The organism is Streptomyces sp. SLBN-118, from assembly GCF_006715635.1.
Taxonomy (GTDB): Bacteria; Actinomycetota; Actinomycetes; order Streptomycetales; family Streptomycetaceae; genus Streptomyces.
Genome location: NZ_VFNP01000001.1, coordinates 2,928,500 through 2,941,158 on the forward strand (window position 1 = coordinate 2,928,500; position 12,659 = coordinate 2,941,158).

The window sequence follows — 12,659 nt, forward strand, 5'->3', positions numbered from 1 at the left end:
CCCCTTCCGCCTCGGAATTGTTAGGCTCGTGGTTTCGCCCATCCATGGAGGCACATCCTTCTGGGTAGGGCGATGCTTTGTATTCCCAGTACCTACGAGGAGCACCTGTGACCCAGACCAGCGAGAACGTCACCTGGCTCACCCAGGAGGCGTACAACCAGCTCAGGGCCGAGCTGGAGTACCTGTCTGGTCCCGCGCGCACGGAGATCGCCGCCAAGATCGCGGCTGCGCGTGAGGAGGGCGACCTGCGGGAGAACGGCGGGTACCACGCGGCCAAGGAGGAGCAGGGCAAGCAGGAACTCCGTGTGCGCCAGCTGACCCAGCTCCTGGAGAACGCGAAGGTCGGCGAGGCTCCGACCGCCGAGGGCGTCGTCGCGCCCGGCATGGTCGTGACGATCGCCTTCGACGGCGACGAGGATGACACCGAGACCTTCCTGCTGGCTTCGCGCGAGTACGCCTCCGATGCCATCGCGACGTACTCCCCGCAGTCGCCGCTGGGCAGCGGCGTGAACGGCAAGAAGGTCGGCGAGTTCGCCGAGTACGAGCTGCCGAACGGCAAGACCGCCTCGGTCAAGGTCCTGGCAGCCAGGCCGTACAGCGCCTGACCGGACACAACACGCCGGAGGGGCCGGATCGCGCATGACGCATGACGCGGTCCGGCCCCTCTGTCGTACGCGGTCGTTGTGCCGTTCAGGCGGTCGCCGAGCGGTACTTGCGAACCGCCAGCGTCCGGAAGACCACGATGATCAGAACCGACCAGATCAGCGAGGCCCACACCGGGTGCGCCATCGGCCAGGCGTCCGACGGCGATGCTCCGGGGTTGCCGAAGAGCTCCCGGCAGGCCTGGACCGTGGCGCTGAAGGGGTTCCACTCGGCGATCGGCTGCAGCCAGCCCGGCAGATTGCTGGACTGCACGAAGGCGTTCGAGATGAACGTGACCGGGAAGAGCCAGATCAGTCCCCCGGACGTGGCCGCCTCGGGCGTGCTGACCGAGAGGCCGATGAGCGCGCCGATCCAGGAGAAGGCGTACCCCAGCAGGAGCAGCAGCGCGAACGCGCCGAGCGCCTTGGGGATGCCCTCGTGGATACGCCAGCCGACCAGCAGCGCGACGATCGTCAGGACGACGACGGTCAGCGTGGTCTGGACGAGGTCCGCCAGCGTACGCCCGGTGAGGACCGCGCCCCGGGCCATGGGCAGGGAGCGGAAGCGGTCGATCAGTCCCTTGTGCATGTCGTCGGCGATGCCCGCGCCTGCGCCCGCGGTGGCGAAGGTGACGGTCTGGGCGAAGATGCCCGCCATCAGGAACTCGCGGTAGACGACGGGGTCCGTGGTGCCGCCGATGTCCATGGAGCCGCCGAAGACATAGCTGAACAGCACCACGAACATGACGGGCTGGATCATCCCGAAGATGATCATCTCCGGGATCCGAGTCATCCGGATCAGATTGCGCTTGGCGACGACGAGCGAGTCGTTGATCGACTGGACGACGCCGCCGCGCGGCTTGGGTGCCGCGAGCTTCACGGCATCCGTTGCGGTGGTCACTTCACGGACTCCTTCCGGGACTTGCCGGCCTTCGCGTCCTTGGCGGCACTGACGTCCTGCGGCTTCCCGCTCTCCTCGTCCTGGAGCTCGGCGGCATGGCCGGTCAGGGATATGAAGACATCGTCGAGGGTCGGGCGGCGCAGACCGATGTCGTCGATCTCGACGCCCCGGGTGTCCAGTTCGCGGATGACCTCGGCGAGCAGCTTGGCGCCGCCGGTGACCGGGACGGTGAGCTTGCGGGTGTGTTCGGCGATGGCGACCTCGCCCCTGCCGAGGCCCAGCAGCACCTCGCGGGCCGGGGTGATCTGGTCCGGGTGCTGCACGACGACCTCGACGCGTTCGCCGCCCGTCTGGGCCTTGAGCTGGTCGGCGGTGCCGCGGGCGATGACCTTGCCGTGGTCGATGACGCAGATGTCGTGGGCGAGGTGGTCGGCCTCTTCGAGGTACTGGGTGGTGAGCAGCAGGGTCGTACCGCCGCTGACCAGCTCCTCGATGACCTCCCACAGCTGCATCCGGTTGCGCGGGTCGAGTCCGGTGGTGGGCTCGTCCATGAACATCACGGGCGGGGAGACGACCAGCGCGGCGGCGAGGTCGAGGCGTCGGCGCATACCGCCGGAGTAGGTCTTGGCGGGACGGTCGGCGGCGTCCGCGAGGTTGAAGCGGTCGAGCAGTTCGCCCGCCCGGACCTTCGCGTCGCGCGAACTCATCTGGTAGAGCTGGCCCACCATCTGCAGGTTCTCGCGGCCGGTCAAGTACTCGTCGACCGCGGCGAACTGGCCGGAGAGGCCTATGCAGCGGCGGACTTCGTTCGGATGTTTCAGGACGTCTGTACCGGCGACGACCGCCGTGCCGCTGTCGGGCTGCAGCAAGGTGGTCAGTACGCGCACGGCGGTGGTCTTCCCGGCTCCGTTGGGGCCGAGAAGACCCAGAACCGTGCCCTCCGGGACGTCGAGGTCGACGCCGTCCAGAGCCCTTACATCGCCGAAGGTCTTGACCAGACCTTCGGCGTAGATGGCGCCTGGCATATGGGTTCTCCAAGGTGGCAGGTGGGTGGGTCACTTCGTGAAGAAGAAATGCGAAGAGAGGGGCGTGTGTGGGACGTCCCGCGGCCGGCGGGAGCATGGCAGGCCCTCACCGTAACGCGATACATCGCGACACTCAAGACTGTCGCGAGTGGACCTATCGAGAAAGTGCACAGGGCCTGTCAGCGCCGCGTCAGGCTGTGTCAGCTTGCACCGGCCACCGACGCCGATGGCCACGAGAGCGCGCTCACGGACTCAGCTCATGACCGTGTAACCCGCGTCGCGCAGCGTCGCCGCCACCAGTTCGCAGTGCTCAGGGCCCTTCGTCTCCAGCTGCAACTCCACCTCCGCCTCCGTGAGCCCGAGCCGCGGATCGGTCCTTACGTGACTCACATCAAGGACGTTAGCGTCCACCACTGACAATGAGCCCAGCAGCGCGGCGAGCGCACCGGGCCGGTCCGTCAGCCGCAGCCTCAGCGACAGGTAGCGGCCCGCTGCCGCCATGCCGTGCCGCAGGATGCGCTGCAGCAGCAACGGGTCCACATTGCCGCCCGACAGCAGGGCGACGACCGGACCCTTGAACGACCGCGGATCGCTCAGCAGCGCCGCCACCGGACTCGCCCCGGCGGGCTCGACCACCAGCTTCGCCCGCTCCAGGCAGAGCAGCACGGCGCTGGAGAGCTCGTCCTCGGAGACCGTACGGACCTCGTCCACGAGATCGCCAATGATTTTGAACGGAACGTCGCCGGGGCAGCCCACCTTGATCCCGTCGGCCATGGTCGTCGGCTCGTCGATCGAGACCGGGTGCCCGGCGCTGAGCGAGGGCGGATAGGCCGCCGCGCCCTCCGCCTGCACGCCGATCAGCCTCACATCGGGCCGCACCGCCTTCACCGCGACCGCGATACCGGCCGCGAGCCCGCCGCCGCCGACAGCGACGACGATCGTCCGCACCTCGGGGCACTGCTCCAGGATTTCGAGGCCGACCGTGCCCTGCCCGGCGATGATGTCGGGGTGGTCGAAGGGATGGATGAAGACCGCACCCGTCTGGTGCGCGTACTCCTGCGCGGCGGCCAGGGTCTCGTCGATCACCTGGCCGTGCAGCCGCACGTCGGCGCCGTACTCCGTGGTCGCCGCGACCTTCGGTAGCGGCGCTCCCATCGGCATGAACACGGTGGAGCGCACTCCGAGCAGCGAGGATGCCAGGGCCACGCCCTGAGCGTGGTTGCCGGCGGACGCCGCGACGACGCCCGCGGCCCGCTCCACCGGCGAAAGCCCGGAGATCCGTACATAGGCGCCGCGCAGCTTGAACGACCCGGTCCGCTGGAGGTTCTCGCACTTGAGGTGAACGGGCGCGCCCACCAGCTGCGACAGATGCCTGCTGCCCTCCATCGCGGTCATCCGGGCGACCCCCGAGAGCATCTTCTGCGCCCCCCGGATGTCGTCGAGAATGACGGGGCGAAAGGTGCCAGGCGTACTGAAGCTCATGACGTCAAGTCTCGCAGCTCACCGACGCGACGGCTGCCCGGATTCCCGCTTCCCCACTGGTTTGCGCAGCCCTGGTACACACCGGGTTTTTGCCGCGTACTCTGTCCCCCACCAACCGACCACCGCACAAGAGAGCCCCTCGAGCCATGCCCACTTCTCAGGACATGACGACCCATCTCGACCCCGGCCTCCTCGATGCCCTCCAGCACCAGGTCGCCGTCTTCGCACGCCGCGCGGAACAGACCCGGCTCGGCGGAGTCGGCCAGGTCCGCAACTCCATGGACCGTGCCGCGTATCTGCTGCTCAACCGGCTCGACAAGGAAGGCCCGATGGGCGTCAAGGCGCTTGCGGCGGGCATGGGCATCGACTCCTCGACCGTCACGCGCCAGGTCGCGCCGCTCGTCGACACCGGGCTGGTCAAGCGCACCTCGCACCCCGAGGACGGCCGCGCCGTCGTACTCCAGCTGTCCCCGCGGGGCCAGGCCAGGCTCGAAGAGGTCCGCTCCTCGCGGCGCGAGCTGATGGCACAGGTGACGGACGGCTGGACGGAGACGGAGCGCGAGTCATTCTGCACTCTGCTCAGCCGTTTCAACACCGCCCTCTCCGCCCGTCAGGCCGGTCTGCCGCCCGTGGAGACGGAGTCGTCGCAGACCTCTTGACCCCAGCACTGATCTGCTCCTATATGAGGACGTGAGCGAGCGGCAGACGACACAAAGGCGTCGCCGCGCCCGGGAGTTCGAGGCGTTCGTCGCGGGCGCGGCTCCACGGCTGCTGCATGCCGCGACCCTGCTCACCGCCGAGCCCCCGGACGCCAATCCGCACGCGGAGCAGCTGCTGACCGCAGCGCTCGCCCATACGTACGCGGAATGGGACCGGCTGCGCGGCGAGGATCCGTACGACCGCACCCGCCAGGAACTCGCCGCCCGCTTCGCCCGCAACGCCTGGCGCCACCACCGGGTGCGCGGCGGCGTGCTGGAACGTCTCACCCCGCAGGAGCGCCTGATTCTGGTGCTGCGCCTGTACGAGGGTGTCGCGGAGGAACAGACGGCCGCGCTGATCGGGCTCCCCGTGGAACGCGTCCGCGCGATCTGCACGCGCGCGGTGAGGACGATGCGTACGCCTCCACCCGCACCGCCGCCCCGCACCCAGGTCCAGGCGGCGTCATGAGCAGCCGGGAGCGCAAGGAGGCCGAGGTCCGCAGGATGCTGGAGACCCCCCATCCGCCGGTCCCGACCGATCTCGCCGCTCGTGCCGCGGAGCACGGCGCCCGGCTGCTGCGCCGCCATCAGGCGCTGCGCCGCGCGGTGTGGCTGATGCTGGTGGCCGCGGTGATCGCGTTCGCGGTCTGGGCAATGGTGGCGCAGCCGTGGGTGGTGGCGCCTTCGGACACGACGCCCCCGCTGGAGGGCTGGTAGGCCGCCCTCTTTGCCTGCTTCTTTGCCGGCCTTGAATGCTGGCCTCTTTACCGGCCCGACCGACCAGAGCAGCCGGACTTATCCTGGGAAAAGCGGCGTACAGACCGATCCCAGGAGGTCGCCATGACCAGGAAAGTCGCCGATTGCCGCAAGTTCCCGAGCGTCATGGACTGCTCGCTCACCATCTCGGGTGAGGAAGAAGAAGTCGTACGGACCACCGCCGAGCACGCCGTCTCCGTCCACGGGCACGTGGACAGCCTGGAGCTGCGCGCGGAGATCCGTGAAGCGCTCGAGGACGAGAAGGTCACCGCGTGACGCCTGCCGCCTGACGCATGATGTCCTGGCCGGACGGGCTGATACGAAGCCCGTCCGGCGATTGCGGCCGTCGGTCCGGCCGGTTACCGTCGGTCCGGCCGGTTACCGTCGGTCCGGCCGGCGACCGCTCGATTCAGCCCAGCGCCTGCTGAAGATCCGCCAGCAGATCGTCGGCCGACTCGATTCCCACCGAAACGCGCACCAGGTCCGCCGGCACCTCCAGCGCGGAACCCGCCACCGAGGCGTGCGTCATCCGCCCCGGGTGCTCGATCAGCGACTCGACACCGCCCAGCGACTCGCCCAGCGTGAACAGCTTCGCCCGGTTGCAGACCTCCACCGCCGCCTCCTCGCCGCCCTGGACGCGGAAGGAGACCATGCCGCCGAAGTGCTTCATCTGCTTGGCTGCGATCTCGTGCCCCGGGTGGTCCACCAGGCCCGGGTAGAGGACCTGGGTGACCTTGGGGTGGCGGGTGAGCATCTCGGCGACCTGGGCGGCGTTCTCGCTGTGCCGGTCCATCCGGACGGGCAGCGTCTTGATGCCGCGCAGCACCAGCCACGCGTCGAACGGGCCCGCCACGGCGCCCATCGCGTTCTGGTGGTACGCCAGTTCCTCGCCGACGGCCGCGTCCGCCGCGATCAGCGCACCGCCGACGACGTCCGAGTGCCCACCCATGTACTTGGTCAGCGAGTGCACGACGATGTCCGCGCCGAGCGCGATCGGCTGCTGGAGATAGGGGCTCGCGAATGTGTTGTCCACGACGAGCCGAGCGCCCGCGCCCCGCGCGATCTCGGCGACCGCAGCGATGTCGGTGATGCCGAGGAGCGGGTTGGACGGGGTCTCGACCCAGATCACCTTGGTCTTGGGGGTGAGTGCCGCCCGTACCGACGCCGGGTCGGAGGTGTTGGCCACCGACCACTCGACGCCCCACCGGGAGACGACCTTGGCGAAGAGCCGGAAGGTGCCGCCGTAGGCGTCGTTCGGGATCACCACATGGTCTCCCGGCTCCAGCAGCGTACGCAGCAGGCAGTCCTCCGCCGCGAGTCCTGAGGCGAAGGCGAGCCCGCGCCGGCCTCCCTCCAGCGCCGCGAGGTTCTCCTCCAGCGCCGTACGCGTCGGGTTGGCGCTGCGGCTGTACTCGTAGCCGCCGCGCAGTCCGCCCACACCGTCCTGCTTGTAGGTGGACACCTGGTAGATGGGCGGGACGACCGCGCCCGTCAGCGGGTCTGCCGTGTTGCCCGCATGGATGGCGCGGGTCTCGAAGCTGTGCAAGCTGTGCTGGTCGCTCATGAGGCCCGAGCGTAGTCGCGCCGGAGCGCCGGAGCGACGGCGCGGCCCGGCTCCGAACGCTGTCCGGTACGGACCCGTCAGCGGGGCCCGGACCAGCCCGACCGGCCCGACGGCGCCGAGGTGCCGTCCGGGACAATGGGCCCATGGAGATTCTCTGGTTCCTGATCGCGCTGTGCATGCTGACCGCGGTCATCGGCCCCTTCGTGCTGCGCCGGCGCTCCGGCATCCGGCAGGTCGCGCCCGGCTCGCCCGACGCCGCCGACCCCGACACGTACGGATTCGTACGCCAGGAGGAGCTGGACATCCGCCTGCCGGGACCGGACCAGGACCTCCTGGACGTACTCGACGTCGTCCAGCGCACCCAGGACTGGCGGGCCGCCTCCCAGCTGCTCGCCGGCACCCCGAAGGAGGGCGAGGTGCGCTGGCAGCGCGTGCAGGCCTTCGCCGGAGCCGCGTCGGTGGAGCTTCAGCAGCAGCCGGGCGTGGGTGGCGCGTGGCTGCGCGCCTGGCGGCTGGACTCCCCCAAGGACGCGGGCGGCGCACAGGTGCACGCGGAGTTCCTGGTGCAGCAGGCGTGGCGGACGTCGACCGCGGGGACCGACGAGTTCCGGATCATCCTGGAGGAGGCCCGCACGGTCTGCGGCGAGGCGGCCCTGCTCTCGCCCGGCGACCCCATTCCCTGCATCGTCGAACTCGCCGTAGGCCGTGGACTGGGCTACTCCCACGAGCAGTTCGACCAGGTGTGGGCGAAGGTCATCGACCGCGCGCCCGAGCACATGGGAGCGCATCTGGCCGCGCTGCACTACTGGTGCGAGAAGTGGCACGGCTCCCGCGAAGAGGCGGACCACTTCGCGACGACGGCAGCGGCCCGCGCCCCGCAGGGCTCGCTGCTGGCAGCACTGCCGCTGTTCGCGGTGTACGAGCACCTGCCCGAGGTCAATCTCGTGCAGAGCTTCTACCGGAGCGAGGTTGTCACCAAGGCGATCGAGGGCGCGCTGTTCGCGGTGCACGCGGCCCGTCCCGACGACCCGATGCTCGCGCACGTACGGCATCTGCTGGTCCTCTTCCTCGTACGGTCGGAGAGGTGGGCGGAGGCGATGAACCAGCTGGTGCACGTCGACGGCCACGTCGGCGCGCTGCCGTGGACGCTCGGCGGGGACCCGGCGGCGGACTACACGGTGTACCGGAACCTGGCGGTGGCGGGTTACGAGGCGAACGGCGGGAGTCCGGCGACGCTGCCGCACTGATCGGGTGGGTGTGCGCGTGCCCGTTGGGCGCGCGGCGCTGGGAATTCCGGCGCCCCGCCGGTCGTTCTCACTGGTGTCGCCGCCTCAAGGAGAGCCCGCATGTTCCTGTCCCGCCGCACCCCCGAGCTCCCCACCCCCGACCAGGCCCTCCGCGGCCGCCCCGAGCCCGAATTCACCGTCCCCGCCCGCCACACGGTCCTGGGCAACCCGCTCCTGGGCCCGTACCCCGAGGGCCTTGAGGTCGCGGACTTCGGCATGGGCTGTTTCTGGGGCGCGGAGCGCAAGTTCTGGCAGACGGAGGGCGTCTGGACGACGCTGGTCGGCTACCAGGGCGGCCACACCCCGAACCCCACCTACGACGAGACCTGCACGGGCCTGACGGGCCACACCGAAGCGGTGCGGGTCGTCTTCGACCCGAAGGTCGTCTCGTACGAGTCGCTGCTGAAACTGTTCTGGGAGTCCCACGACCCGACGCAGGGCTTCCGCCAGGGCAATGACCGGGGCACGCAGTACCGCTCGGCGATCTACACCCACTCGGCCGCCCAGGCAGAGGCTGCGGCGTCGTCGCGCGAGGCGTACCAGCGAGTCCTGACGGGCTCGGGATACGGCACGATCACGACGGAACTGCTGCCGGCGGAGGGACGCCCGTTCTACCCGGCTGAGGCATATCACCAGCAGTACTTGGACAAGAACCCGGCGGGGTACTGCGGGATCGGCGGGACGGGGGTTTCGTGTCCGATCGGTGTCGCGAAGGCCTAAGGCTGACGTTACCGGGGGGTGGCCGCGCCCAGCGTCTCCGATCTCCGCCGCGCCTGATAGGCGTAGAAGTTGAAGCCCTTTTAGTTGGCATCGCAGCCAATGCCATCACCGTCGCGATCGAGGTCGTGGGGGTCGTCGGGGCCGACCCAAACGGGTCCGGGAAGGTCAGAGCAGTCGACGTCCGGAATGCCTGCGGGAGGTCCGGGGGGATAAGACTCTGACGTCGGGCCGGCCACCGGACTTATGTCTGCGTCGACAATGACCCCGTCTCTGACCGTATAAGTGCCTGCGAAGGACCTTACGGTCCCGTCCGTCTGCAGGGCATCGAGCGTGACCGTCACGGTGCCGCCGCGGACACCGACGATGTGAACGGTGTCCCAGCTGGTCTCGGCAAACCCTGACCGAAAGGCCGAGTAGGAGCCGCCGAGACTCCTTCCCCCGAGGTCCCACGCACGTCGGTAGTCGCGCGCGTTGATGGCCGCGAAGTAGTCCTCGACGGTGGAAGCGGCGTCACGAGTGGGACTTACGGTCCGCTTCCGCGACGTGGGCGAGAGAGTTACGGTCGGCTTCGGCGACGCGGGAGAGGGCGGCTGCACAGTGACGGTCCGGGTGCTGGTGACCGTCGGACCCGGTTTATCCGGACCCTCCCCACCCGAGGAACCACAGCCACTGACCCCTCCCACCGCCACTGTCCCTGCCAGGAGAAAGGCGAATCCCGCGGAGAGAGTACGGCTCATGGCATCACCTCGGGGAGGCGGATTACGCGCTGCCTCAAGTGTGCGTCGCCCGACTCGGCGACGCCTTCTGGACCGCCCATAGCCCGCGCCGCCCACTCACTGACATGGTGGCCGCGATCCGACTCCACTGTCGAAACGAGTCAAGTTTCCCCTCGCGGACTTTCAACCGGAAGGCTTCGCCGCAGCGGTATTTGAATGGACCGAGAAGGAGTTCGGCCTGACTTCCTACCCGGTGGAAGCAGCGTTCGATCACCGCGCCAATCGATAGGTCTACACCTGGTGGTCGAGGCACCAGCAGTTCATCCACCACCCGTATGACGGCGGCGCAGACGTCGTCCTCACGACAACCGCAGAGCGAGACCGGTGCGCGGCCGACACACCGACTGGCTCCCCGGCAACACAGCGGGGCTGTGACACCAGCAGTACCTTTCGGACACCCAGAACCCGAACGGGCACTGCGGGATCGCCAGGACGGGAGTCGAGCTCAGTACCCGTTCGAGACGAACTGGGGGCCACCACGGAATCCGTGGCGGTGAAGCCCTCGCAATCTCAAGGACCGTCCTCTCCCGGGATGGCGCGATCCCGGGCAGTCTCGGTACGAGTGCGTTCGTATTCCGCCGGGTCGAGAATCTCCCATGCGGCCTGGCCGATGGCCAGAACCCCGCGGGCCGGCAGGGGCACGTCACCGATGCGCGGGTTCTCCCTCAGCTGGACCGGGCGCCCGAGGTCGACGCCGTCGAATGTGGCCTGCGAGTCGTCGACGAAGTACATCCGCTGTGGCATGAGCGTTCCGGTGTGACCGCTTGGCATCGTGCCGGACAGCTGGAGATCCCCCATTCCCAGCGCACGGGCCAGGCGCTCGCGAGCCCGCACAAGGAGTTGCGGGCGCCAGGTGGCGAGCGGCAGCGCCCCACTGATGCTATTGAGGAGATCGATGAGACGTGTCGCGGAGGCGGTGAGGGTCCAGTCCAGGGACGGGGAATCCATCGTCACCCGCAAGGTGGCAGGGCCCGTCCACGTGAGCTCGATCCGGGCATAACCGGTGTGGTCGCAGGCAGCGCCGTAGTACCTGGGGCATGCGGTGTCCAATCGGGACCCGTCGACATGAATCGACCAGCTGCCGTTCGGGTCGCGATGCCACAACGTGCGGTAGGGACTGAAGCAGTTCTCCGGAAAGACGCGCAGAGCGAGGACGTGACCGGAATCGAAGGGCAGTCCGAAGACACCCCAGCCCTTGACGTATTCGTGATCGGGCCATGGCGCCCGGCCCCGCAGGGGCGGGTTGTCGGACAGTGCGGAGGAAAGGTCGAGCATCTCCATCACCCCGGCGAGGTTGGCCTGTGCCCCAGGTCAAGGGTAAGGGTCCACGACCGGATCCGCTCGGGTTGCCACCGGCGCGGCAACGTCAGAGCAGCCGTGTTTCTGCTCGGACTGCACGGGCCCGATACACGCGCCTGTGGGTGGCCGGCGGCCGCGGGACCCGCATGTGGCGCCGCCCGGCGGACAGACAACGGTCGGCCGGGCGGCGCTGTCGAGAGCACCGCCATCGGTCACGTCGGCTCTCGACGGCATGCCGATTGATCACGTCACGGCGCACCGCGTCGGGCGACGACCGGCTCTGCGGCGCATCGCGCTTCCAACAGTCACTGTGGCCGCCGGTATCGACGTCCACGCGGCGCCCACCCCTTCAGCCGTGGACCGTCACCGGAAGGTCCGCGCGCAGTTCGGCGAAGAGCCGGGCCGACTTCTCCTTGTCCCAGACGATGGCGCTGCCCTTGGATGTTGCCAGGCCGGTGGTTGCGACGGGGACGTTGAGCTGTTTCCCATTGCCCGCGGACACCGTGCGCATCGCCTTGAACAGATGGGTCAGCTGGGGCAGTCCGGTGGACTTGTCCACGATGAGGGTGCCCAGGCCCGCGTCGGCCGTGCCGAACACGGCGGACGGGCTGAACAGGACGTCCCGGGACGCGGCCTTCGTGGCCAGGGCGGCCAGGAACTTCCGCTGGTTCCGGGAGCGGCCGAGGTCGCCCTCCTTCTCCTGGTGGCGCTGGCGTACGAAGGCCAGCGCATCGCGGCCCTCCAGGGTGTGACAGCCCTTGGTGAGGTCGAGCCCGGACTTCTCGTCGACGATGCGCCGGTCCACGCACATGCGCACGCCGCCGACCGCGTCCACGATGCCGACGAAGCCGGCGAAACCGATCTCCGTGTAGTGGTCTATGCGCAGGCCGGTGTTCGACTCGACGGTGCGGACGAGGAGTTCGGAGCCGCCGAGGGAGAACGCCGCGTTGAGTTTGTTCTTCTCCCGTTTGTGGTGAATGCCGGTATTCGGGTCGACGTAGGCGGGGAGGGTGACCCAGGAGTCGCGCGGCAGGCTGGTCAGGGTAGCGCCGTGGGCGCCGGTGTGCAGCACCATCATCGAGTCGGTGCGACGGCCCTCGGAGCCGATCGACGAGCCGGTGTGCAGGTCCTTGGATTGCTGCTCGCTCAGACCGTCGCGGCTGTCGGAGCCCACGATCAGGTAGTTGGTGCCCTTGCCGGGGGCGGGCCGGTCCGGCAGCGCGGACAGGTCGACATCGCTGTCGAGGCGGGAGTCCGCCCACACGTAGGTGCTCGCGCCGCCGAGCACGCCCAGCAGGACCAGCAGGACCAGCACGCGCAGAACGCGACGGAAGCGCGAGCGCAGCCTCGGCCGGCGATCGCTGCGCTTGTATCCGCCGCCGGCCGGCGGCCCGTCCGGTGTCGGCTCGTACGGGTCGTACGACGTCGGCTCGTACCGCTTGTAGGGCGTCGGCGCGTACGCGTCGTACGGGTCCTCGCGACCGAGGGGCATCGGGGTAAGCGGGCTGGAA

General features: G+C 69.1%; 13 protein-coding genes. 7 read left to right on the forward strand and 6 right to left on the reverse strand.

All coding sequences use genetic code 11. The features are described from left to right. The first annotated feature begins 107 nt into the window (after positions 1-107). On the forward strand, positions 108-605 hold the full coding sequence (greA, locus tag FBY35_RS13140; RefSeq protein WP_142213983.1) for a transcription elongation factor GreA: 498 nt from the start codon (positions 108-110) through the stop codon (positions 603-605). An 85-nt stretch (positions 606-690) separates the two neighbouring features. On the opposite strand, the gene FBY35_RS13145 is transcribed toward greA, so the two are convergent. From FBY35_RS13145 to ilvA, 3 genes are all read right to left on the reverse strand, one after another. Then, a complete protein-coding gene (locus tag FBY35_RS13145; protein ID WP_142213984.1) occupies positions 691-1,542 on the reverse strand; it encodes an ABC transporter permease in 852 nt (283 codons plus the stop codon). Continuing rightward, on the reverse strand, positions 1,539-2,567 hold the full coding sequence (locus FBY35_RS13150; RefSeq protein ID WP_142213985.1) for an ATP-binding cassette domain-containing protein: 1,029 nt from the start codon (positions 2,565-2,567) through the stop codon (positions 1,539-1,541). Before FBY35_RS13150 ends, FBY35_RS13145 begins: the two co-directional genes overlap by 4 nt. A 252-nt stretch (positions 2,568-2,819) precedes the next feature. Further along, a complete protein-coding gene (gene ilvA / locus FBY35_RS13155; RefSeq protein WP_142213986.1) occupies positions 2,820-4,049 on the reverse strand; it encodes a threonine ammonia-lyase in 1,230 nt (409 codons plus the stop codon). 146 nt (positions 4,050-4,195) lie between these two features. On the opposite strand from ilvA, the gene FBY35_RS13160 reads away from it, so the two are divergent. From FBY35_RS13160 to FBY35_RS13175, 4 genes are all read left to right on the forward strand, one after another. Next, positions 4,196-4,708, forward strand: coding sequence for a MarR family winged helix-turn-helix transcriptional regulator (locus tag FBY35_RS13160; protein WP_186356926.1), 513 nt, complete (start codon positions 4,196-4,198; stop codon positions 4,706-4,708). Positions 4,709-4,739: 31 nt separating this feature from the next. Beyond that, positions 4,740-5,216 carry a sigma factor-like helix-turn-helix DNA-binding protein gene (locus FBY35_RS13165; protein ID WP_142213987.1) on the forward strand — a complete coding sequence of 159 codons (477 nt, stop codon included), beginning with the start codon at positions 4,740-4,742 and terminating at the stop codon, positions 5,214-5,216. Then, positions 5,213-5,464 carry a hypothetical protein gene (locus FBY35_RS13170; protein ID WP_142213988.1) on the forward strand — a complete coding sequence of 84 codons (252 nt, stop codon included), beginning with the start codon at positions 5,213-5,215 and terminating at the stop codon, positions 5,462-5,464. The genes FBY35_RS13165 and FBY35_RS13170 overlap by 4 nt, the downstream gene beginning before the upstream one ends. A 123-nt stretch (positions 5,465-5,587) precedes the next feature. Next, positions 5,588-5,779, forward strand: coding sequence for a DUF1059 domain-containing protein (locus FBY35_RS13175; RefSeq protein ID WP_142213989.1), 192 nt, complete (start codon positions 5,588-5,590; stop codon positions 5,777-5,779). Between the two features lie 133 nt (positions 5,780-5,912). Here FBY35_RS13175 and FBY35_RS13180 read toward each other — a convergent pair whose 3' ends face one another. Continuing rightward, positions 5,913-7,067, reverse strand: coding sequence for a cystathionine gamma-synthase (locus FBY35_RS13180; RefSeq protein WP_142213990.1), 1,155 nt, complete (start codon positions 7,065-7,067; stop codon positions 5,913-5,915). 143 nt (positions 7,068-7,210) lie between these two features. On the opposite strand from FBY35_RS13180, the gene FBY35_RS13185 reads away from it, so the two are divergent. Further along, on the forward strand, positions 7,211-8,314 hold the full coding sequence (locus tag FBY35_RS13185; RefSeq protein WP_142213991.1) for a hypothetical protein: 1,104 nt from the start codon (positions 7,211-7,213) through the stop codon (positions 8,312-8,314). Between the two features lie 99 nt (positions 8,315-8,413). Then, entirely contained in the window at positions 8,414-9,073 is a 660-nt protein-coding gene (gene msrA / locus FBY35_RS13190; RefSeq protein WP_142213992.1) for a peptide-methionine (S)-S-oxide reductase MsrA, read from the forward strand. A 1,286-nt stretch (positions 9,074-10,359) separates the two neighbouring features. Here msrA and FBY35_RS13200 read toward each other — a convergent pair. Both FBY35_RS13200 and FBY35_RS13205 read right to left on the reverse strand, forming a co-directional pair. Then, positions 10,360-11,133: a hypothetical protein gene (locus FBY35_RS13200; RefSeq protein ID WP_222123127.1), complete on the reverse strand. Its 774-nt coding sequence runs from the start codon at positions 11,131-11,133 to the stop codon at positions 10,360-10,362. A 364-nt stretch (positions 11,134-11,497) separates the two neighbouring features. Then, positions 11,498-12,640: an LCP family protein gene (locus FBY35_RS13205; protein ID WP_142213993.1), complete on the reverse strand. Its 1,143-nt coding sequence runs from the start codon at positions 12,638-12,640 to the stop codon at positions 11,498-11,500. Positions 12,641-12,659: the final 19 nt, after the last annotated feature.

Bases quoted from the DNA above. Each gene is read 5' to 3' on its own strand.
- msrA (WP_142213992.1), top strand. From the start codon at position 8,414: ATGTTCCTGTCCCGCCGCACCCCCGAGCTCCCCACCCCCGACCAGGCC.
- FBY35_RS13205 (WP_142213993.1), bottom strand. From the start codon at position 12,640: ATGCCCCTCGGTCGCGAGGACCCGTACGACGCGTACGCGCCGACGCCC.
- FBY35_RS13150 (WP_142213985.1), bottom strand. From the start codon at position 2,567: ATGCCAGGCGCCATCTACGCCGAAGGTCTGGTCAAGACCTTCGGCGAT.
- FBY35_RS13170 (WP_142213988.1), top strand. From the start codon at position 5,213: ATGAGCAGCCGGGAGCGCAAGGAGGCCGAGGTCCGCAGGATGCTGGAG.
- FBY35_RS13185 (WP_142213991.1), top strand. From the start codon at position 7,211: ATGGAGATTCTCTGGTTCCTGATCGCGCTGTGCATGCTGACCGCGGTC.
- FBY35_RS13160 (WP_186356926.1), top strand. From the start codon at position 4,196: ATGCCCACTTCTCAGGACATGACGACCCATCTCGACCCCGGCCTCCTC.
- FBY35_RS13175 (WP_142213989.1), top strand. From the start codon at position 5,588: ATGACCAGGAAAGTCGCCGATTGCCGCAAGTTCCCGAGCGTCATGGAC.
- FBY35_RS13180 (WP_142213990.1), bottom strand. From the start codon at position 7,067: ATGAGCGACCAGCACAGCTTGCACAGCTTCGAGACCCGCGCCATCCAT.
- ilvA (WP_142213986.1), bottom strand. From the start codon at position 4,049: ATGAGCTTCAGTACGCCTGGCACCTTTCGCCCCGTCATTCTCGACGAC.